Origin of the sequence: Granulicella sp. L46, from assembly GCF_009765785.1 — a bacterium.
Classification (GTDB): domain Bacteria; phylum Acidobacteriota; class Terriglobia; order Terriglobales; family Acidobacteriaceae; genus Granulicella.
Map to the genome: position 1 here is coordinate 320,040 of NZ_LMUT01000016.1, position 19,270 is coordinate 339,309.

Below are 19,270 nucleotides of genomic sequence, written 5' to 3' on the forward strand. Positions count from 1 at the left end.
GGGCTGCTCGGGATAATGTAAATTTCCCGCACAGCCCTGATTTTGTAACGTTAGAAGCAGTGTTATGCGTGCTGATGCATCTTCCAGCCCAGGTAGTTGGAGGCAGCCTCGTAGACGGGACTGGCGACGGTTGCAAAGTTGGCGGCCACGTGGTGCTCGAAGCCGTTCTCGCAGATGTAGCGGAGGAGCTTTTGCATGTTGGGGATTTCGACGACGCCGGCACCGCCGAAGGTGTTGAGGGGGTCGTCGGTGAAGGCGCCTTGGCCGACGTAGCCGGTGATCTTGCCGGTGAAGTCGTCGGTGGAGAAGCGTGCGAAGCTCATCGCGCCGGCTTTTACAGTGCCGTCGAGGGTGCCGTGCGTGTTTTCCTTCCCGACGGTGCCAGCGATGATGAGTTGGTAGTCCATCTTCACGCCTTCGCGGAAGAAGTGCTTGGGCAGGTTTGAACAGTGGAAGCAGACGGCCTTGTCAGGGTTGTCGCCGTAGTTGTTGTTCCAGTCGAGGAGCGCGGAAGGTGTCTCGCTGGCGAGCGTGAGGGCGTACATGGATAGGGTTCCGAGTACGTCGACTTCGCAGGCCGAGGGGATGAGCTGCTCGCTCATCATCGACATGACGGTGCAGGGAACGATGCCGAGATACTCTTCGATTGAGGTCCAACACTGGACGGCGGAGACGGTGAGCTCAGAGGCTGCCATCCAGCCGTCGATCACGGCGCCTAGCTTGGCCATCTTCATGAGGGCAGCTTCTGGGGTGTCGCCGATGGGAATGTACTTCTTGATGGCGGCGAGCTTGGCCTGGACAGCGTCGTCGTTGTCTTTGGATTTTTCGATGCGGCCCATGACTTCGGAGAGGTCGAGGGTCTCGACGGTGATGCCGGAACGCTCGAGGAGCTTCTCAGAGTAGCGGACGGTGTTGAAGGCTGTGGGGCGCGCGCCGATGGCGCCGAAGCGAACGTTGCGCAGGCCGCGCACGATCCGGCAGACGGCCGCGAACCACTGGAGGTCTGCTTTGAATTCGTTGGAGTCGGGAGCTTCGGTATGCAGGGTGGTGAGGGAGTAGGGGATGCCGTACTGCTTGAGGTTGTTGCAGATGGACATCTTGCCGCAGAAGGAATCACGACGGAAAGCGATGCCCATTTTGCCGGGTGTGTCGGGGGTGGCCTGGATGAGGACGGGGACGTTGAGGTTGGCGAGTCGGAGAGCGTCGGCTAGGCCGCGTTCTTCGCCGAAGTTGGGGAGGGTGATGATGATGCCATCAATTTCCTTCGCGTGCCGCTTGAAGAGTTCGGCGCACTTCTTGGCATCTTCATAAGTTTCGACAGCCCCGTGCGCGGTCTGTTCCGGGGTGAGCACGATGGGTTTGATCCCCACTGCTTCAAGCGCTGCAATCATCTCCAAACGTCCGCTGGTGGCAAGGTGGCTGGGAAAAAATCCACGATTGCCTACGACGACGCCCATAGTCATTTGACGGCCCATCTCGTTCTCCTCTGTATGGCTGAGCTTTGCTCACGTTTTATGGCTTAAGCTTTGTTGATGTCATCCGGCCGCGACCGGTAACGGGTGGTGGTGGAATGTTGGCGATAGTACGAAAGCGAAACCTAAGCTGGAGCTACTTCAATATGGGAGCGCATTTCGTTCGGGGTTATTTTGTAGCCCTTCCATCCGTAATAGGCGATGAAGAAGTAGCACAAGAGCGGCATCAGGAGCGAATGGTGAATTCCGTAATGATCAGCGAGGTAGCCCATCAACATGGGAAACACAGCGCCGCCAACGATCGCCTGCACAAGCAAACCTGAGCCACGTCCTGTGAGCGGGCCCAACTCTGCGACAGCCAGCGTAAAGATTGTCGGGAACATGATGGAGTTGAAAAGTCCGACCGACAGAATGGTGATTGCGGCAAAGTGGCCGTGGCCAAATAACGACCCACCAACCAGGATGGCTGCACCGAAGCCAGCCCACATCAATATCTTGTTCGCAGCGATCCGGCGCATAGCTGCCGAGCCGATGAAGCGGCCAACCATCATCCCACCCCAGTAGAGGGTAACGAGCTTTGCACCGTTCTCCAACGAAATGCCAAGGATATTGGGGTCCGCGAAGTATTTTACGAGGAAGCTACCGATCGATACTTCGGCTCCGACGTAGATGAAGATCGCAATCGCGCCGAGGTAGAGATGACGGTGGTTCCAAATGCTGTCCTTCTCGAGGTCCAAGCCGCCCGGCCGGAAATCCTGTGTTACTTCAAGACGGGGAAACTTGTAGAACGCGATGGCTAGCGCCAGGATTAGCGTGGCGCTTGCAATTGCGATGAAGGGAAGCTTGATGCTGGATGCCTGGTGCGTGCGGTAGGCCTGCAGGGCTGCTCCCTGCAGTTTGCCCGCCTGAGGCAGGGTTGCGATCTTACCGAGGATGAGGGCACCGCCGACGTAGGGTGCTACCGTGTCTCCGAGCGTATTGAAGGCCTGGGTGAGGTTCAGGCGACTCGACGCTGTTTCGGGAGGACCGAGAATGGTGACGTAAGGATTTGCCGCGACCTGCAGGAGCGTGACGCCCGCTGCCAAAACCACTTCAGCTACGAGGAAGAAAGAATAGGTTGCGGCTGTGGCTGCCGGAACGAACAGAAGCGCACCGAGGCACATCAACCCGAGACCGATCACCATCGTCGCTTTGTATCCGACCTTCTCTACCAACTTGCCAGCAGGAAGCGCAAAGACAAAGTAAGAGCTGAAGAAGGCTAGCTGAATCAGCGAGGCCTGCAGATAGCTCAATTGGAAAATGGATTGCAGGTGAGGAATGACCGCATCGTTCAGCACAGTGCAGAAGCCCCAGGTGAAAAACAGAGTGGTGACCATTGCCATGGCGCTGTAGTTGGTGGAACCCGGAAGCGGCGTCGAGGGCCGTACGGTTGTAGTTGCCGGACTTATCGCCATTGCTCTTTCTTTTCTCCTGTTACAGCTGCCACGCGCCAGGGATTTGGGTCGCAGACGGTATTTCCCGATTGTTGCGAGCCAGAAATCGTTTACTGTAAGTCGGGGATCATCATACAGTAACGCCATAAGAATCTACCATCCGGCAATGACGATTGGGAAGAGCTTGAATTAAAGCGTATTAATAAGCTTTTGCGAGGCTTGGCTCTGTGGTGGCAGGGTTGTCTCCCGCGGGATTTACCCTCAGCCGGGGTAGAACGCATCCTATGCATAGATCGTCGCAACATATGGAGAAGTCGATGAAAAAGCTGATCGTTTCAGGAATGGCACTTGCGGGACTGCTCTCGCTCGGGGCTGCGCAGGCGCAAACCGTTGGTCAGGATATGAAGGATGCGGGTCACGACACGGCCCACGCCAGCAAGACAGTGGCTCATAAGACGGTTCATGGGACCAAGGTCGCAGCGCACGACACGGCCCACGGCACCAAGGTCGCGGCTCACGATACGGAACATGGGACCAAGGTGGCCGCGCACGATACGGCGCACGGTACCAAGGTGGCGGCGCACAAGACGGCCGACGTGAGCAAAGAGGGATATCACAAGACGGCCAATGGGACCAAGAAGGTCGTGCACAAGGTGGATGGAAACCCGGCTACGTAGTAGCGGGAGGCACCGTCTGTGCGGGTGCGAGGACGGTTGCGCATGCGACTACGAGAGCGATCCAGTACAGGTCTGCGCCCAGAAGGTGAAGCACCTGCAGCCAAGTGGGCGCGAGCAGAAGCACGTCGGCCGCGCCCAACAGGAGTTGCATGCCGACGAGGCCTACGACCAGCTGGCCGAGTTTGCTGCGAAGTTGCAGGGCGATCCAAATGGCGCAGCTTAGAGCAATGACCGCGCTTGCGGGGTGCAGCCAGCGCATGCGAACCATTAGAGGTGAGTGTGCGGCGAAGTCCTGCAGGAAGGCGGCTTGCAGGGAGGTGGGTGGAAAGAGTGTGTCGGCGAGCGCAGCTACGGAGCCGGTGGCGCCGACGAAGAGAGTCGCCATGACTGAGATCCAGGCGACCATGCGGGCGTGGGAGCCTAGGTTCGCGGATGGCTGGGGACGGTCCCGAAGCCACCACCAGGTGAGCGTGATGACGGCCAACAGGAGCATCGTGTTGGTGAAGTGGATGCATTGCATGACAACGCGCATGTTGGAGGCGTTGCTCTCGACATAGCCGCCTTTGACGAGGAGGGCTCCGAGGAGCGCTTCGGTGATCAGCAGGATGCCGGACCAGATGACGGCGCGGCGTGCGCGGTCGCCGCTGGGGCGTGCGAGAAAAGTCCAGCCGATGAGGATAGCTACGAGCGTTGTGCAGAGGCCGGTCATGGAGCGGTGGGTGTACTCGATAACCGTGGCGAGGCGGGGATGGTGGGGGAAGAAGTCGCCGTTGCAAAGGGGCCAGTGGTTTCCACAGCCGGCTCCTGATCCGGTGGCTCGTACCAGTGCACCCTCAAGGATGACAAGCACCATGAACCCGACGACCACTGCTGCATACTGCGGGAGCGCGCGGGAACGGCTGTTTTGGGTGCGGGTCGAGATCGGAACCACCGTGCTGCTCATGGGATCGATTGTACGAGTGAACGGGCACAGGCGTGTGCGGTATACGGGTGTGGCGACTAGCTTCTGGCGAGCTCTCTCGCGCGCGCTGTTGCTCGCTTAACGGCCTTGATGAGCGTGACGCGCAGGCCACCTTCTTCGAGTTCCAGAATGCCTTCGACGGTGCAGCCGGCAGGGGTGGTGACTTCGTCCTTGAGCAGCGCGGGGTGCGAGCCGGTTTCGAGCACCATCTTGGCGGCGCCGTAGGTGGTTTGGGCAGCGAGCAGGGTGGCGATGTCGCGGGGCAGACCCACGTTGACGCCGGCTTCGGCGAGGGCCTCGATGATGATGTAGAGGAATGCCGGGCCAGAGCCGGAGAGGCCGGTGACGGCGTCCATGTGTTTCTCATCGACGATAACGGTGCGGCCGACGGTGGCGAAGATCTGTTCGGCGAGTGCGAGCTGCTGATCGGTGACGAAGTTGCCGCGAGCGATTGCTGTGATGCCGGCGCCAACCATCGCGGGCGTATTCGGCATGGCGCGAATGACTGAGATCTTGCATTTGGCGGCTTCTTCGATAGCGCTGGTCTTGACCGAGGCGGCGAAGGAGATTAGCAGCTTGCCGGGGCGAAGTGCGGGAGCGATTCCGCTGACGACGTCCTCCATCTGCTGTGGCTTGACGCCGAGCAGGATGATATCCGCTTCTTTGGCGGCCTTGAGATTGTCGGTGGTGACCGTGATACCAAACTGTTTGCTGAGTGTAGTGGCGCGGGACTCGTGAGCGACGGTGGCGGCTACGTGCTCGCGGGGAAAGAGGCCAGAGCGCAGAAATGCCTGAACCAGGATGCCGCCCATCTTGCCGGCTCCGAGGACTGCGATGTGGAGGCGGGAAGCGGACTCCGATGATTGCTTGGAGGTCATGCAGCAAGGCTATCAAAGCCGGGATGCGGGCGGCTTGCCAAATGTGAGAGGACATCTGGTGGGACAACAGCGATTTGCGAGAGGTCAGCCCGCCATTTGCAGACTGGACGGGTCGACAGATTGGGAGCTGGAGGGCGGAGAGGAGTGTTGGGCAGGAATGTCGAGCATGCGGTAGAGGGTCGAGCGACTGATGCCGAGCACTTCAGCGGTGCGCAGCTTGTTTCCGTGACAGGCAAAAAGTACGGAGCGAATGTGCTCCTGGACGATGTCATCGAGGCGAATCATTCGGGTTTCGTGGTGATTAGGTGAAGCTGGCTGGGCGATTGAGCCAAGGACGGCGTCTAAATCCGGAGCATGCAGGATGTGCTGGTTCGCGCGCTCCAGCAGTCCCTTGGATGCTGAGTACAACTGGGGTAGGTTGCCGGGCCAGGGAAGCATGCGCGCTGCATCCATCAGGTCCGGGGCGAGTTGAGGGGACGATGCGCCCGACCTGGTGGCGATACGTTGCACAAAGCTGGAAAGAAGTTGAGGAATATCTTCGCGGCGGTCGCGCAAGCGGGGCATCACGATTCGCAGAGACCCAAGGAGGTCTGCGAGCTCTGCGGAGAAGCCGTTCGAGCTCACCAGCGGTCGCAGGCCGCGCTGTGCGAATGCGACGATGCGTGGAGCCAGTGGTCCGTATCGACGTGCGAGGCCCAGAAGTGCGGTCTGGGCGATGGGAGAAAGCTGGTCAGGGCGGGAGATATAGAACATACCGACGGACGCGAGGGCATCCTCTGAACGAGCGCCTCCGAAGAGCGAAAGGGTCTCGGCCGATTTAAGGTTGATGAACGGGCGCTGGCTGAGCGGTGACTGCTGGTGCAGGATCTGGGCGGCCGCTTCTTCGCCGCAGCCCGGTTCTCCAACGAACATGGCTGAGCGAAAATAGGGTGCTACCCGTTGAATCTGACCTCGCAGCTGGGTGATTGCCACACTGGAGCCAGCCAACCAGAGAGCGGGAGGGGGAACATTGGAAATCGTCTCGGGCGCTGGCGCAAAATCTGCCGAGGATTGGTTCCTAACCCGATTCAGTTCTGACATGGCTAAAGTATCGGCAGCCAGAGGTGATTTCTTTAGGGTAATCGCGGAGGCGAATTGCTGACTGTGAAGTGCGTTGCAAAGAAGAGAGGATGGCAAGTGCCATCCTCTCTGAAGTTCCCTTGGGAAATGAAGTCGGGTTGCGGAACTTTACGCTACCGACTTGGCACAGTAGGTGTCGAAGGCGCGTGTAAGTTCCTGGGCGATGGCGGGGGCCGTGGAGTTCTCGATCGCTGAGCGCTGCAGGAGATAGATCAGCTGACCGTCGCGAAGGATGGCGACGGCGGGGGAGGTGGGTGGATGGCCCTGGAAGTAGCTGCGGGCACGATCGGTGGCCTCGCGGTCCTGACCGGCGAAGACCGTAACGGTCTGGTCCGGCTTGGTGGTGTGCTGGAGGGCTAGACGGACGCCGGGGCGCATCTTGCCCGCAGCGCAACCGCAGACCGAGTTCACGATCAGCATGGTGGTTCCGGGCGTTGCCAGTGCGGCATCCACCTCAGCACTGGTGCGGGCCTCGAGAACACCGGCCTTGGTCAACTCTTCGCGCATCGGAATGAGCATCAACTCTGGGTACATCGTGTTGCCTCCTGATCGTGGTGAAACGAACTTTCGTTATTTGATTGTACGTGGCCGGGTTCGGTCGCGCCAAAAGGTGATTTTTGTTGTGGGCAGGCTGATGTAGTCTCGAAGCGTGCCGTCTGGCTTGCAGATTCGGAAAGAGATAGCGCTGGCGCCGTTTACGACGTTCGCAATTGGGGGAGCTGCGCGGTATTTTGCCGTGGCTACTACCGAGGAGGAGGTTGTGGAGGGGGTTTTCTGGGCAAGGGAGCATGGTGTACGGCTGTTTGTGCTGGGCGGGGGGAGCAACCTGCTGGTGCGGGATTCGGGGTTCGCGGGGTTGGTGTTGAAGATTGCCGTCATGGGTATGGAGGCGCGTGGTGGGAACCTGTTTGATGTGGGGGCGGGCGAGGTGTGGGATCGGTTTGTGGAGAGGATGACGTCGCTCGGGATGGCGGGGGTGGAGTGTTTAGCGGGCATTCCGGGTTCTGTGGGGGGAACGCCGGTGCAGAATGTGGGGGCCTATGGGCAGGAGGTCGCGGAGACTATCGAGTCGGTGCGGGCATTCGATCGCGAAAAGTTTGAGTGGGTTGAGCTGGAGAAGGCTGCCTGCAGATTTCGGTATCGGGAGAGCTTGTTCAATACGGATGAGCCGGGACGGTACATCGTGACACGGGTGAGGTTTCGGCTGCGGCCGCAGGGTGAGCCTAATCTGCGCTATGCGGACTTGCAGCGGCGGTTTGCGGGTAAGGAAGGCGTGACCCTTATGGAGGTGGCGACGGCGGTGCGGGAGATTCGGCGGCAGAAGGGAATGCTGCTGGTGGAAGGGGATCCGGACTGCCGCAGCGCGGGATCGTTCTTCAAGAATCCGATTGTGGCCGGTGAGAGGTTGGCGGAGATTGCGGCCGCCGCTGGTGTGGAGGAAAGCAAGGTGCCGCACTGGCCGGCGGGTGAGGGCAAGATCAAGGTTCCGGCGGCGTGGCTGTTGGAGCAGGCTGGATTTGTGAAGGGGTATGGGGTGGGGCCGGCGGGGATTTCGACGCGGCATACACTGGCGTTGACGAATCGGGGTGGGGCGACTTTTGCTGATGTTGAAAGATTGCAGGACGAGATTGTGCGCGGGGTGCTCGCGCGGTTTGGAATTGCGCTGGAGCGCGAGCCGGTACTGGTGGGTTAGCGCCGTAGTCTTAGCGTTGCAGGATTTGCAGCATGCGGGCCCGCTCGTCGGCGAGGACCTGCGATGCGGGCCCCTGGTCGACGATGACTCCCTGTTCGATGCGAATAACTTCGGCGTTGAGGATGAGGGCTTCTTCGATGTCGTGGGTGACGGAAAGGACGGGGATGCCTTGCTGCGCGGCGTGCTGTTGCATGCGGGGTAGAAGGATGTCGCGGAGGGAGCGATCGACGCCGGTAAAGGGCTCGTCGAGAAGGATGAGATGAGGGGTCTGGACGGCGAAGGCTCGGGCCAGATTGACGCGCTGGCGCTCTCCGCCGGAGAGATCGCGGGGAACGCGGTGGGCGAGTGGGGTGAGCTGGAAGAGATCGAGCGCTACGTCGGTGGCGGCAGAATGCGGTTGGTGACGGACGTCAGTTGCGAAGGAGACGTTCTGGGAGACGGTGAGGTGCGGGAAGAGGACGGCGCCCTGTGGAGCGTATGCGAGGTTGCGGCGGTGGGTCGGAATGCGGTCCAGCGATTGTTGATGGGGGAGGGCCTGGGTAAAGTGAACGTCTGCGGAAGGGATGAGACCGCAGGCGGCTCGCAGAATGGAGCTCTTGCCGCTGCCCGAGGGTCCAAACAGGATGGTCCACGGTGCGGACAAAGTCATGTTTGCGGAGACATGCAACGGTCCAAGGTTCGCGTTGACGCGCAGAAGATGGTGGGGGTCAGGCAAGCTCAGACCTCCGGTTGCCGCGGGCGTAGACCACCAGCAGGGCGAGAAATGATAGCGCGACGAGGGTGACGGCGGTGAGATTCGCGTCGGTGTAGCGGAGTTCCTGCACGTCGTCGAAGATGGAGATGGAGAGGGTGCGGGTGATGCCGGGGATATCGCCACCGACCATGAGCACGATGCCGAACTCGCCCACGGTGTGAGCGAAGGTGAGGACTGCTGCTGTGAGGAAGGACATGCGGGAGAGTGGGAGCGTGATGCGGCGGAAGACGGTCCAGGGCGAGGCGCCGAGGACGCTGGCGACTTCGAGGGTTGGGCGATCGACAGACGCAAAGGCTACGACCAGCGGTTGCACGGCAAATGGCAGACTGTAAATCATGGAGCCGATGAGGAGACCTGAGAAGGTGAAGGCGAGGGGATGTCCGATGAGGGTGATGAGGGTGCGGCCGAGCGCAGTGGTGGGTCCGAGACCAACGAGGAGATAGAAGCCGAGCACGGTAGGAGGGAGCACCAGTGGAAGTGCGACGGCTGCTTGCACGACGCGTCGGGCGATGCTGCTACCGCCCGCGATCCATGCCGCCAGAGGTGTCGCCACCAGGAGTAGGCAGAGGGTCGTCAAGCTGGCGAGGCGAAGCGTCAGGCCGAGAGCGGCGAAGTCCATGGTGGCCAGTCTAGCTTGTGCGTCGCGGCGCGGTGTAGCGGGAGTCGTTAGTTGGCGGGATCGAGGCCGAACTTTGTCAGGCTTTCCTGAACGGATTTGCTGGTGAGCCAGTCGAGGAACTTCTGGGCTTCCTCCTGGTTCTTTGAGGACTTCAGGACGACGGCGCACTGACGGATTTCGGGGTAGCTCTGGGGCTGGAAGCGGACGAAGGTGCCGAGGTCGCGGTAGTGTGGCGAGCTTGCGATGGTGAGGGAGATGATGCCGACCTGAGCATTGCCAGACTCGGCAAACTGTGCGGTCTGGCCGATGTTTTCGGCGACGACGAGTTTGCTGGCCACCTTGTCGGTGAGGCCGAGGCTAGCGAGGGCCTTGTCCGCTGCAAGACCATAAGGCGCGTGCAGGCCGTTGGCGATGGCGATCTTCTGAACCTTGGGGCTGGTGAGAGCGTCGAGACTGAGGGGCTGGGCGGGCGAATCCTTGCGCGCCCAGAGGACGAGGACTCCGCGAGCGTAGGGAACTGGTGCGTGGCTGGCGGTCAGGTTTGCGGCAACCAGTTGCTCGGGATGCACGTAGTCGGCGGAGAGAAAGAGGTCCTGCGGATCGCCGTTGGTGATCTGTTGCGTAAGAGTCGCCGATGAGCCAAAGGAGGGGATGATCTTGACGCCTGTGGCTTGCTCGTACTGTGCGGCAAGCGTGGGAAGGACTGGTTGAAGATCGGCGGCAGCGGCAATGTGGAGCTCTTTGGGGGATTGCGCATGCGCGGCTAGCGACCCTGCGAATATCACGATAAGAAATAAGGAGGAGAGGGCGGACACAGCGCAGGCCGAGAGCGCTTTACGGTACCCTAGAGAAAACCATGAATTCTTCATCACATGTCCTTCGATGCACTGGATGCGGCGAAAGGATCGCCGCACAGGATGCACAGAGCAATTTTAGATGCCGCTCGTGTGGCGATCTGTTTGAGGTCGAGTACCCGTGGAGTGAGAGTGCGCCGGAGTGTGGGGGTCCGGAAGCGATCTACTCGGCTAGCCGGCCGGTGCCTAAGAATCGTCCGAATCCCAGTGCGCTGCGGTATCTCTGGCAGGAGCGTCGGACCTCGACGATAGGGATTGACCAGAGCGGTGTGTGGAGATTCCGGGATCTGCTGCCGATTGTTCCGCACGACCGTGTCGTGACTCTTCGCGAGGGGAATACCCCGCTGTACGAGATGCCGAAGTCGGCTGCCGCGCTGGGGCTGAACTGGCTGCTGGCCAAGCACCAGGGAATGAATCCTACGGGGTCGTTCAAGGACACAGGGATGACGGCGGCGCTGTCGGTCGCGGTGGCGAGCGGGTTTGAATGGGTGGCATGTGCTTCGACAGGGAACACGTCAGCGGCGATGGCAGCCTATGCCGCGAGGGCTGGTCTGCGCAGCATGGTGCTGATCCCGGAGGGAAAGATTGCGTGGGGCAAGCTGTCGCAGGCGATGGATTATGGGTCGACGACGATTCAGCTGCGGACGGACTTCGATGGCTGCGTGCGGGTGCTGAGCGAGATTGTGCAGCGGGCTCCGGTTTACTTGTTGAACTCGGTGAATCCGTATCGGCTGGAAGGGCAGAAGACCCCGGCGTTCGAGATTCTGGAGCAGTGCGAGTGGCAGGTGCCGCACCACGTGATTGTGCCGGGTGGAAACCTAGCGAATTGTTCGGCGCTGGGTAAGGGCTTTGCGGAGATGATGCATCTCGGGTTTATTCACCGGGTGCCGAAGATCAGTGTGATCCAGGCAGAGGGCGCGAATCCTCTGTACCAGAGCATGCAGGCCAACGGCGGGGCATCGCTCGAGCCGGTTACGGCGAACACGCGGGCTTCGGCGATTCAGATCGGCAATCCGGCGTCGTGGAAGAAAGCCGTGAAGATCCTGGTTTCGACCGGCGGATGGTGCGAGCAGGTGAGTGAGCGAGAAATTGCGCTGGCCAAGGCCGAGATCGGTGCGGAGGGCATTGGATGCGAGCCGGCGTCGGCGGTGACGCTGGCGGGGCTGAAGAAGTTGGTCGCCGATGGGCGGGTTGGGAAGGAAGAGACGGCCGTCCTGCTGCTCACGGGCCACACACTGAAGGATTCCGAGTACACGATCAAATATCATCTGGGCGAGTTGCTGACGGAGGCCGAGATGGGAAGCGCGGAAGACCGTGCACAGCTCAACGGCTTACGTCATGCGCCGATCGTTCTTGATGCCGACGCCGATGCAGTGTTGCGAGCGATTGATTCGCAGGCTAGATCGGCGATGCCAGCGTGAGTGATGCAAGGGACATACGTGGGCTGCGGTTGAGCCTGCCGGCGACGTCGGCAAACCTAGGGCCGGGTTTCGACACGGTCGGCCTGGCGCTATCGATGCGATTGACGATCGATGCTCGTGCTGCGGCGGCCTTCCAGATTGAGGCTACGGGGCGGGATGCGGCGCTGTGTGGAGCGCTCGAGCACAATCTTATTCTGGATACCTACCGTGATGTCCTGCAGCGGGTGGGAGGCAGGGAACTGCCGTTGCACTTGAAGCTGCACAATGAGATTCCGCTCGGCATGGGGTGCGGATCGAGTGCGGCGGCTTTGCTGGCGGGAGTGGCATTGGCTGATCACTTTGGGGTGCTTCATCTGGGCGACGAGGAAATTGTCGCTGAGGCTAGTCGCCGGGAGGGACATCCAGACAATGTGGCGGCTTGCTGGTATGGAGGATTTACGGTTTCTGCGCAGGATGGCGAGTTGGTTAAGACTGCGAGCTTCGGGGTGGAAGTCGACAAGACTGGTGGGTGGGAGCTGCTATTGGCCATTCAGCCAACGAGTCTCGCGACGAAGCAGGCAAGGGCGTTGCTGCCGGAGAGCTATTCGAAGGCGGACGCGATCTTCAACGTGCAGCGAGCGGCATTGTTGGTGGCGGCGTTTGCGCAGGGGCGGCTGGAACTGCTAAAGACAGCCATGCAGGACAGGATGCACCAGCCTTATCGGGCAGAGGCGTGTCCGCTGCTGGAGAGGCTGCTTCCTCTGATGGAGGAGCCGGAGGTTGCGGGCGTTGCGCTGAGCGGGGCAGGACCGTCGGTTCTGGTGTTTCTGGCTGAGGGGACGACGGTGTTGGAGGCTGAAACCCGCATTCAGGGATTGGTCGGTCCCAATGTGGAACTATTGCCCTTGCGCATCGGCGTGGGCGTTGAGCGAACCCTACTGTAGGCCCTCGCATCGTTTTCCACGCTGCAGCATCTATGATGGAGTGGGTTTGACAGACGGCAAATAGTGTGGACAGCCGAAAGCGCAGGCAAACCCAAGGAGATGAGTGATATGGCAGGTCAGTTTGTGTCTGAGGTAACCGACGCAGAGTTTGAGCAGAAGGTTTTGCAGTCGGATACACCGGTTCTGGTTGATTTCTGGGCGGCGTGGTGCGGACCCTGTCGTGCGCTGGCGCCCGTGGTTGACGCGGTTGCCGAGCAGTATGACGGCAAGCTCAAGGTCATGAAGATGGACGTTGATAAGAACAATATGACACCTGGCCGTTATGGCATTCGTGGCATTCCGGCGTTGCTGGTCTTCAAGGGCGGCAAAGTCGCTGAGCAGATTGTTGGATTCGTCCCCAAGGACACGATCGACGAGACGCTAAAGCGCGTTCTTGTGTAATCGGTTTGAGAAGTTGCAGTATGTGCGGCCCGCTGAGCGAGTAGACTCCGCGGGCCGTTGCTGCGTCCGGTGTAGACTTTAGGCCAACGATGCTGGAATGGAGTCTTGTTCACGGAAGCCTGATCGCCTTCTTTATTCTGGCGAACAGCTTTTTTGTGGCTGCGGAGTTTGCGCTGGTCAGCGTGCGGGAGACGCGGATCGAGCAGCTGATTGCGCAAAACCGTCCCGGCGCGCGAACGGCGCTTCGACTCAAGCACAATCTCAATGAGTTTTTGCCGGCGGTGCAGTTTGGCGTGACGCTGGCTAGCTTGGCGCTGGGCGGACTGGGTGAACCTGCGCTGGCCGATGCGATCCTCCACGGATTGACGCATGTAGGCTTTCTGAGCACGTTGCCGGGGGTGCAGGCGCATGCTTTGTTGTATGCGCATTCGCTCGCGGTGGTGCTGGCCTTCGCGATCATTACGTACTTTGAAGTGTTGCTGGGAGAGCTGGTGCCGAAATCGCTGGCGCTGCAACGAGCGGAGCGGATTGCGCTGGCGGTTGCGGGACCGATGGATGTGTTCATACGGATGACGCGGCCGGCGGTGGAGCTGATGAATGTGTCGGCGACCGTGGTGCTGCGAATGTTTCATGCACCGTTGAGTGGAGAGAGTTCGGTGCACTCGCCTGAAGAGCTGAAGATGCTGGCAACGGCGACCCGGCGGATGGGGTTGTTGCCACCGTTTCAGGAGCAGATGATTCATCGGGCGATCGAGCTCAACCAGGTGGTGGTGAGCGAGATCATGACGCCGCGCGGGAAGATCTTCTCGTTACCGGCGGACATGACGCTGGAGCAGGCTAGCGCGCGGATTGTGGATGAGCAGCACTCGCGCATTCCGGTGTATGACCCGGAGAAGGGGCGAGATCACATTATCGGTGTGGCCTACTCGAAGGATGTTGCGCGGCTGATTCACTTTCGCAGCATTGCGCAGGGACTGGGCAATCGCGGCGCTTCGGGGATCACGCTGCTGCAGGTGATGCGGGATGTGCTGGTGGTTCCGGAGACCAAGCTGGCTGTGGAGTTGCTGCAGGAGTTCAAGGACCGGCGGCGACAGATCGCGATCGTGGTTGATGAGTTCGGATCGACGCTTGGATTGATCACGGCTGAGGATGTGCTGGAACAGGTTGTGGGTGAGTTGGAGGACGAGTTTGATACGGGCAGAAATCTGCCGCTGCCGGCGGCTGGTGGTGGGCTGCTGCTGGATGGCAGTGCTAGTTTGAGAGACTTGGTGACGCAGCTGCATTGGAAGTTTCCGCGCGAGTATGGGGTTGAAACGCTGGCGGGATTTCTGCTGGTGCAACTCGGACACATTCCGGTGGAAGGCGAATCGGTGGAGTTCAACGCGCGTCGATTTGAAGTGGTGAAGATGGACGGTCAGCGGATTGCGCAAGTGCGCGTGGATCCGATTGTTGAGACCGAGGCGATGCGCAAGGCTGCTGCGGAACTTGATCAGACGTCTGCGGAGACGCGCCTATGAGTGCTGGGCCGGGACGCGGTGCGGTGGGCCGGATTTTGCGACGGGTGGTGACCACGCTGCCCGTGTTGTGGGTCGTGGTGACGGTTGTATTTTTGATGATTCACCTGGTGCCTGGCGATCCCATTGTGCAGATGCTCGGCGACGGCGCGACAGCTGGGGATATTGCCGGACTTCGCCATGCGTATGGTCTGGATGTACCGCTGGGAACGCAGTATGTGCGCTATTGGAGCGGGTTGCTGCATGGGAATCTTGGACAGTCGCTGCGGCTTCATGATTCGGTGCTGCACCTGATTCTGCAGCGGTATCCGTATACTTTGGCGTTGACGCTTGCGGCTACGCTGATCGGTGTGGGGCTGGCGATTCCGGCGGGTGTGGCGTCGGCCCGGCGGGTGAATCGGTGGCCGGATCGGGCGATTGGGTTTGCCAGTTTGGTGGGACTTTCCTTCCCTAACTTTGCGCTTGGGCCGATTTTGATTTTGGTATTCGCGATCGATCTGGCGTTGCTGCCTGTGTCGGGTGCGGGCGTCGGCGCTGGCGATTTTGTCCGGCATTTGGTGTTGCCGGCGATCACGCTGGGGTCGGGGTTGGCGGCGATCCTTACGCGTATGGTGCGGACGTCGATGCTAGAGGAACTGGGGCAGGATTACATTCGGACGGCTCGAGCGAAGGGGCTTTCGGAGAACGTGGTGGTGTATCGGCACGCGCTGCGCAATGCGCTAAACCCGGTGCTGACGGTGATTGGGTTGCAGTTTGGATCGCTGCTGGCGGGCGCGATTGTGACGGAGACAATCTTTGGCTGGCCGGGAATTGGGCGGCTGACACTGTCGGCTATTTCGAATCGCGATTATGCGCTCGTGCAGGGCTGCATTCTGGCGATTGGGCTGTCGTATGTGCTGGTGAATCTGCTCACGGATTCGGTGTATGCGTTGGCTGATCCACGGATGCGGCGATGAAGGTAATGCGAATGGATTCGGGCGAAAAAAGAGGTCCCACATTGGGACCTCTTTTTCTGAGACCGTAGTTTACGAGCGCTTGTAGCCGACGAAGGTAGCGAGGGAGAGAAGCGCGGTCCCGAGGAGGAGCAGGGAGCTGGGTTCCGGGGTAACGGTTGACGTGGGTTCGTAGAAGTTGACTGAGCCGGTGACGGGGCTGCCGTAGGTGGCTTCAGCGATCTGGCCGACATTGATCTGGCTGCAGGAGGCGTCTCCGAGGGAGGTTCCGCCACAGGTAGGGTCGGTGAAGTTGAAAAAGAGCTCCGCATCATAGGCGCCGTTGGCGAAGATTGGGATCTCGTAGCTTGGGCCACCATTTTCCGTCAGGTCCAAGTACATCGTGGTTCCGGGAGCCGGCGGGTTAGCGTTGAAAAAGTTCTCGTTGGGGTCGCCTAGTGGACCCGCGGAGATGGATGTGAGTGGTTCTCCGTTGGGGTAGGTGGTGATGAGGTCGTAGGTTCCGTCGGTGAAGCCTGGAGTCGCGCCGGTGAAGTCTCCGGAGAGCAGGCAACTGGTCGCGGTAGCTCCCGAAGAACACTCCCCCTGGAGGTTGATATAGGTTCCGAAAGGATTGTCAGTACCCTGACCGATAAGCGTGAAGTCCTGAGCGCTTACTCCAAGATCGACGGTGATTACGGGTGTAGCGTGCGCTGTTGGAAGTGCAATCATCAGAGCGGCAATTGCGACGACGCCCGACCCGAGGGCCCTGAAACTTTTCATGCGGTAACTCCTAATGGAATGCGTACGTAGTACTGAGCGCACGTAAAGGGCCGAAGTTCCATAGCCCTAAACCCCCTCGATTCATCGTCCACGTGTGACTGGAAAGAACAATGTGCGATCTTTTGCGCAATTTAGAGGCAATTATTTTCCAAGTGACCCGGCGACGGGGGCTCTCATATTCGGAGCTGAAGATTTTCGTGAGCTGAGGAAAAGTGATGTTTCAGGGGAGTAGGGGGAGGATCTCGGCTTGTGGTTGGGCGTTTTGGATGCGGAGGAGGGCGTAGGTGATGGGCAGGTCGAAGCGGCGCGGGCCGGCGCTGCCTGGGTTGAGGTAGAGGACGCCGCGGTGATGCTTGATGGACGGTTTGTGGGAGTGGCCATAGATGACGGTGGCGATGCCGGCGGCCTGGGGGATGAGGTCGAGGTCTTCGCGGGCATGGACCATGTAGATCAGGCAGCCGGCTAGCTCGATGAGTTCGGTGGCAGGAAGGAGGGAGTTGGGGCCGTGGGTGTCGACGTTGCCGCGGATGGCGGTGACGGGGGCGATGCGGGCCAGTTCGGTGAGGATGGCAGGGTCGCCGACGTCACCCGTGTGGAGGATGTGGTCGACGCCGGCGAGGGCGGGGAGGAGTTCTGGGCGTAGGAGGCCATGGGTGTCGGATAGGACGCCGATGAGCATACTCGAGGGCTTGGGCATGCTGCTAGAGGCCTTGGCGTAGGCGGGTGCGGGGGTCCAGGTAATCGCGGAGGCCGTCGCCGATTAGGTTGAAGGAGAAGACGCAGAGAGCTAGGGCGATGGCTGGAAAGAACATGAGGTATGGGGATTCGAACATGTGGGAGCGGGCGTCGTTGAGCATGGCTCCCCAGGTGGCCGTAGGGGGTTGGACGCCGAGGCCAAGAAAGCTGAGGGTGGCTTCGGAGAGGACGGCCGCGGCCATGCCGATGGCGGCCTGAACCAGCAAGGGCTGCAGGATGTTGGGGAGGATGTGGCGGACCATCAGGTGGAGGTCGCTGGCTCCCATGGAGCGAGCAGCCTGGATGTACTCTCGCTGCTTGACGGTGAGGACCTGGGCGCGGACCAGGCGAGCGTAGTTGACCCAGCCGGCGAGGGCGAGCGCGAGAATGAGGTTCGCAAGTGAGGGGCCGAGGAAGGCTACGATGGCTACGGCTAGAAGGATTCCGGGGAGAGAGAGGAAGGCATTGGTGAGGTAGATGTTGACGACCGTGTCGGTGAAGCCGCCGTAGAAGCCGGCTAGCATGCCGAGGATGGAGCCGAGGGTAAGCGAGATGCTGACGACAGCGACAGCGACTAGTAGCGAGATGCGGGCGCCATAGAGGGTGCGGGAGAGGACATCGCGGCCGAGCTCGTCGGTGCCAAACCAGTGAGCGGCGGAGGGAGGGAGGAGGCGGGCAGAGAGGTTAAGCTGTGCTGGGTCGTGGGGTGAGAGCCAGGGAGCGAATATCGCGCAAATGAGGAAAAGGGTGAGGACGAGGCAGCCGGCGACGGCGAGTCGTTGATGGGCTGCCTGACGCAGCAGGGAGGTGAGATTTGATGGAGGATTGCTAGGTTCTTCCATGCCGGTGAAGTGATGATAGCTCGGAAGAGAGGGCTGAGGCGGCTCTGTGGGAGCCAGTGTTGAGTCGCAGGCAACCTTGACATACCTGTGCCCTCACATAAACTTGACGCAGAGACCTTACAACGCAAGCAGCGTTAAATGGTTCCAAGAGATGAAACAAACGAGCGGTGCACCCAGGGCAACCGCCATGATTGTTAGCCAAGATTAGATCGGAGCTGTTTTGATGAACCTCAAAGGGGAAACCGCGGTCGTTTGCGGGGCGGGGGGCTTTATTGGCGGACATCTTGTCAAAGGCCTGATAGCGAATGGGATTAATGTAGTTCGGGCTGTGGATGTGAAGCCGCTGGATGAGTGGTACCAGGTGACGGAGGGCGTCGAAAGCCTGTCGCTGGATTTGAAGGACAAAGAGAACTGCATGATTGCCGCAGATGGCGTCTCGCTGGTGTACCAGCTGGCGGCCGATATGGGCGGCATGGGGTTCATCGAGAACAACAAGGCGCTTTGCATGCTGAGCGTGCTGACCAATACGCACATGCTGGTGGCGGCACAGGCGAAGGGTGTGAAACGCTTCTTTTATTCGTCGTCGGCGTGTGTTTATAACGGAGAGAAGCAGACCAGCCCGGACGTGGTCGCGTTGAAGGAATCCGATGCGTATCCAGCGCTGCCGGAAGATGGCTATGGCTGGGAGAAGTTGTTTTCGGAGCGGATGTGCCGGCACTTCGAGGAAGATTACGGGCTGGTGTGCCGTGTGGCTCGATACCACAATGTCTATGGGCCGGACGGGACGTGGAATGGTGGACGCGAGAAGGCTCCGGCGGCGATCTGCCGTAAGGTGATTGAGGCGAAGAACTCGGGCGTGCATGAGATCAATATCTGGGGCGATGGCAAGCAGACGCGCAGCTTTATGTATATCGACGACTGCGTTAAGGGCACAGAGATGATCATGGAGAGCGAGATTGATGAGCCAATCAATCTAGGCTCGAGTGAGTTGGTGACGATCAATCAGTTAGTGGATCTCGTTGAAGACATTGCCGGGATCAAGCTGAAGCGGACGTATGATTTGAACGCGCCAAAGGGTGTGAATGGCCGCAATAGCGACAACACGCTGATTCAGGAGAAGCTGGGCTGGGAGCCGTCGATCCGGTTGCGTGACGGGCTGGAGCGGACGTATCGCTGGATTGAACAGGAGATTGCAACCGGGGCGAAAGGGAAATAATCG

At 60.2% G+C, this 19,270-nt stretch carries 20 protein-coding genes; 8 read left to right on the forward strand and 12 right to left on the reverse strand.

Annotated elements, in window-relative coordinates; all coding sequences use genetic code 11:
* Positions 1-62: 62 nt before the first annotated feature.
* Complete coding sequence (locus tag GSQ80_RS18320; RefSeq protein WP_158789101.1) at positions 63-1,475, reverse strand: L-fucose/L-arabinose isomerase family protein; 1,413 nt, start codon at positions 1,473-1,475, stop codon at positions 63-65.
* A 122-nt stretch (positions 1,476-1,597) separates the two neighbouring features.
* Positions 1,598-2,926 carry an L-fucose:H+ symporter permease gene (gene fucP / locus GSQ80_RS18325; protein ID WP_158789102.1) on the reverse strand — a complete coding sequence of 443 codons (1,329 nt, stop codon included), beginning with the start codon at positions 2,924-2,926 and terminating at the stop codon, positions 1,598-1,600.
* A 296-nt stretch (positions 2,927-3,222) separates the two neighbouring features.
* Here fucP and GSQ80_RS18330 point away from each other — a divergent pair, with 296 nt between their 5' ends.
* Entirely contained in the window at positions 3,223-3,582 is a 360-nt protein-coding gene (locus GSQ80_RS18330) for a hypothetical protein (RefSeq protein ID WP_216850428.1), read from the forward strand.
* Here the strand turns inward: GSQ80_RS18330 and GSQ80_RS18335 are convergent.
* The 4 genes from GSQ80_RS18335 to GSQ80_RS18350 form a co-directional block, all read right to left on the reverse strand.
* Positions 3,575-4,525: a heme A synthase gene (locus GSQ80_RS18335; protein WP_158789103.1), complete on the reverse strand. Its 951-nt coding sequence runs from the start codon at positions 4,523-4,525 to the stop codon at positions 3,575-3,577. The genes GSQ80_RS18330 and GSQ80_RS18335 overlap by 8 nt on opposite strands.
* 56 nt (positions 4,526-4,581) lie before the next feature.
* Complete coding sequence (proC, locus tag GSQ80_RS18340) at positions 4,582-5,421, reverse strand: pyrroline-5-carboxylate reductase (RefSeq protein WP_158789104.1); 840 nt, start codon at positions 5,419-5,421, stop codon at positions 4,582-4,584.
* 84 nt (positions 5,422-5,505) lie between these two features.
* Complete coding sequence (locus tag GSQ80_RS18345; RefSeq protein WP_158789105.1) at positions 5,506-6,501, reverse strand: helix-turn-helix domain-containing protein; 996 nt, start codon at positions 6,499-6,501, stop codon at positions 5,506-5,508.
* A gap of 147 nt (positions 6,502-6,648) precedes the next feature.
* Entirely contained in the window at positions 6,649-7,074 is a 426-nt protein-coding gene (locus GSQ80_RS18350; RefSeq protein WP_158789106.1) for a BrxA/BrxB family bacilliredoxin, read from the reverse strand.
* A gap of 115 nt (positions 7,075-7,189) precedes the next feature.
* On the opposite strand from GSQ80_RS18350, the gene GSQ80_RS18355 reads away from it, so the two are divergent.
* The gene (locus tag GSQ80_RS18355; protein ID WP_254059754.1) at positions 7,190-8,233 is read left to right on the forward strand and encodes a UDP-N-acetylmuramate dehydrogenase; all 1,044 of its coding nucleotides are present in this window, start codon (positions 7,190-7,192) and stop codon (positions 8,231-8,233) included.
* Positions 8,234-8,243: 10 nt separating this feature from the next.
* On the opposite strand, the gene GSQ80_RS18360 is transcribed toward GSQ80_RS18355, so the two are convergent.
* The 3 genes from GSQ80_RS18360 to modA are packed head-to-tail and all read right to left on the reverse strand — an operon-like array spanning position 8,244 to position 10,475.
* Positions 8,244-8,948, reverse strand: a complete 705-nt coding sequence (locus GSQ80_RS18360) for an ATP-binding cassette domain-containing protein (protein WP_158789107.1) — start codon at positions 8,946-8,948, stop codon at positions 8,244-8,246.
* On the reverse strand, positions 8,941-9,606 hold the full coding sequence (gene modB, locus GSQ80_RS18365) for a molybdate ABC transporter permease subunit (protein WP_158789108.1): 666 nt from the start codon (positions 9,604-9,606) through the stop codon (positions 8,941-8,943). The genes GSQ80_RS18360 and modB overlap by 8 nt, the downstream gene beginning before the upstream one ends.
* 47 nt (positions 9,607-9,653) lie before the next feature.
* Positions 9,654-10,475 carry a molybdate ABC transporter substrate-binding protein gene (gene modA, locus GSQ80_RS18370; RefSeq protein WP_158789109.1) on the reverse strand — a complete coding sequence of 274 codons (822 nt, stop codon included), beginning with the start codon at positions 10,473-10,475 and terminating at the stop codon, positions 9,654-9,656.
* Positions 10,476-10,642: 167 nt separating this feature from the next.
* On the opposite strand from modA, the gene thrC reads away from it, so the two are divergent.
* The 5 genes from thrC to GSQ80_RS18395 all read left to right on the forward strand — a co-directional run bounded on the left by thrC (position 10,643) and on the right by GSQ80_RS18395 (position 15,715).
* Entirely contained in the window at positions 10,643-11,881 is a 1,239-nt protein-coding gene (thrC, locus tag GSQ80_RS18375) for a threonine synthase (RefSeq protein WP_371315741.1), read from the forward strand.
* The gene (thrB, locus tag GSQ80_RS18380; RefSeq protein ID WP_158789111.1) at positions 11,878-12,804 is read left to right on the forward strand and encodes a homoserine kinase; all 927 of its coding nucleotides are present in this window, start codon (positions 11,878-11,880) and stop codon (positions 12,802-12,804) included. Before thrC ends, thrB begins: the two co-directional genes overlap by 4 nt.
* Before the next feature lie 108 nt (positions 12,805-12,912).
* Complete coding sequence (gene trxA, locus GSQ80_RS18385; protein ID WP_158789112.1) at positions 12,913-13,245, forward strand: thioredoxin; 333 nt, start codon at positions 12,913-12,915, stop codon at positions 13,243-13,245.
* An 89-nt stretch (positions 13,246-13,334) separates the two neighbouring features.
* A complete protein-coding gene (locus GSQ80_RS18390; protein ID WP_158789113.1) occupies positions 13,335-14,762 on the forward strand; it encodes a hemolysin family protein in 1,428 nt (475 codons plus the stop codon).
* Positions 14,759-15,715 carry an ABC transporter permease gene (locus GSQ80_RS18395; protein WP_158789114.1) on the forward strand — a complete coding sequence of 319 codons (957 nt, stop codon included), beginning with the start codon at positions 14,759-14,761 and terminating at the stop codon, positions 15,713-15,715. The genes GSQ80_RS18390 and GSQ80_RS18395 overlap by 4 nt, the downstream gene beginning before the upstream one ends.
* A 69-nt stretch (positions 15,716-15,784) precedes the next feature.
* Here the strand turns inward: GSQ80_RS18395 and GSQ80_RS18400 are convergent, their stop codons facing one another.
* The 3 genes from GSQ80_RS18400 to GSQ80_RS18410 all read right to left on the reverse strand — a co-directional run bounded on the left by GSQ80_RS18400 (position 15,785) and on the right by GSQ80_RS18410 (position 18,051).
* Positions 15,785-16,474: a PEP-CTERM sorting domain-containing protein gene (locus tag GSQ80_RS18400; protein WP_158789115.1), complete on the reverse strand. Its 690-nt coding sequence runs from the start codon at positions 16,472-16,474 to the stop codon at positions 15,785-15,787.
* A gap of 220 nt (positions 16,475-16,694) precedes the next feature.
* Positions 16,695-17,171 carry a metallophosphoesterase family protein gene (locus GSQ80_RS18405; RefSeq protein WP_254059755.1) on the reverse strand — a complete coding sequence of 159 codons (477 nt, stop codon included), beginning with the start codon at positions 17,169-17,171 and terminating at the stop codon, positions 16,695-16,697.
* Between the two features lie 4 nt (positions 17,172-17,175).
* Positions 17,176-18,051, reverse strand: a complete 876-nt coding sequence (locus tag GSQ80_RS18410; RefSeq protein ID WP_158789116.1) for an ABC transporter permease — start codon at positions 18,049-18,051, stop codon at positions 17,176-17,178.
* Positions 18,052-18,274: 223 nt separating this feature from the next.
* Here GSQ80_RS18410 and GSQ80_RS18415 point away from each other — a divergent pair, with 223 nt between their 5' ends.
* Entirely contained in the window at positions 18,275-19,267 is a 993-nt protein-coding gene (locus GSQ80_RS18415) for an NAD-dependent epimerase/dehydratase family protein (RefSeq protein ID WP_158789117.1), read from the forward strand.
* The last annotated feature ends 3 nt before the right edge of the window (positions 19,268-19,270 follow it).